At 64.9% G+C, this 1,410-nt stretch carries 2 protein-coding genes; both read left to right on the forward strand.

Going from position 1 to position 1,410, the window contains the following annotated elements:
* A partial coding sequence (locus DU505_RS22160; protein ID WP_147273107.1) for a TRAP transporter large permease subunit occupies positions 1-233 on the forward strand: 233 nt, incomplete at its 5' end.
* A gap of 27 nt (positions 234-260) precedes the next feature.
* A complete protein-coding gene (gene araD1 / locus DU505_RS22165; RefSeq protein ID WP_114481138.1) occupies positions 261-1,265 on the forward strand; it encodes an AraD1 family protein in 1,005 nt (334 codons plus the stop codon).
* Positions 1,266-1,410: the final 145 nt, after the last annotated feature.

The following is a 1,410-nucleotide window of genomic DNA, read 5'->3' on the forward strand; positions in this document are numbered from 1 at the left end:
ATCCCGCCTACTTCGGGGTGCTGATGGCCTTCATCCTCGGCATCGGGCTGCTGACGCCGCCGGTGGGCACCTGCCTCTATGTCGGCTGCGGGGTGGGCAAGGTCTCGATGGAGTCGCTGGTCCGCGCGATGCTGCCGTATTACGCGGCGCTGCTGGTGGTGCTGGTGATCCTGATCGCCTTCCCCGGCATCGTCACCTGGCTGCCCGACATCACCGCCGTGCGCGGCAACTGACCCCTGAGATCACACAAGGAATCTCGCATGCGTTTGATTCAGTATCGCGACCGAAACCAGCTGCGGGTGGCCGTGGTGGAAACCCCCGAGGCGGTGCGCCCCATCACCGTAGAGGGTGGCACCTATGCCCTGGCGCGGATCGCCATCGACTCGGGCCAGTCGCTCGAAAGTGTCATCGAAGTGAGGCTCGAGGATACCCTGCTTGACTATCAGCCCCTGGTGGACGAACGACGCCTGCTGCCACCGCTGACCCACCCCGACCCGGCCCACTGCCTGGTCACCGGCACCGGCCTGACCCACCTGGGCAGCGCCGACACGCGCTCGGCGATGCATGCCCAGTCCCAACAACAGACCCAGCAGAGTGAAGAGCAGCTGACCGACTCCATGCGCATGTTCAAGCTCGGAGTGGAGGGCGGCAAGCCCGCCCCCGGTGAGACCGGCGCCCAGCCCGAGTGGTTCTACAAGGGCGGCGGTGACTGCATGGTTGCTCCGGAAGCCGAGATCCCGGTACCCGCCTTTGCCGAGGATGCCGGTGAGGAGCCGGAACTCGCCGGGCTCTACCTGATCGGCAACGATGGTCGACCCTGGCGGATCGGCTACGCTATCGGCAACGAGTTTTCCGATCACGTCACCGAGCGCTTCAACTACCTGTGGCTGGCCCACTCCAAGCTGCGCGCCTGCAGCGTTGGCCCGGAGCTATGGGTGGGTGAGCTGCCCGACCACCTGGAAGGTACCAGCCGCATCGTGCGCGGCGGCGAGACCGTCTGGGAGAAACCGTTCCTCACCGGCGAGGCCAACATGGCCCACAGCCTGGCCAACCTGGAGTATCACCACTTCAAGTATTCGGGTTTTCGTCGCCCCGGCGACGTGCACGTGCATTTCTTCGGCACCGCCACCCTGAGCTTCGCCGATGGCATTAAGACCCGGGACGGCGACCGTTTCGAGATCAGCCTGCCCATATTCGGCCGGGCCCTGCGCAATCCACTACGCTTCAAGACGGAGACGCCCCCTATCGATGTGAAATCGCTCTAGGGGCTGCATGACACAAGGAGTTTATTTATGACCCTGCAAGGCAAGATGCTGATCGGCCGCGAGGCCGTCAGCGGCAGTTCCACGCCCATCCATGGCGTCAACCCTGCCACCGGCGAGACGCTGGAACCCACCTACGTGGGCGGCA

This window comes from Billgrantia montanilacus, assembly GCF_003336675.1.
Taxonomy (GTDB): domain Bacteria; phylum Pseudomonadota; class Gammaproteobacteria; order Pseudomonadales; family Halomonadaceae; genus Halomonas; species Halomonas montanilacus.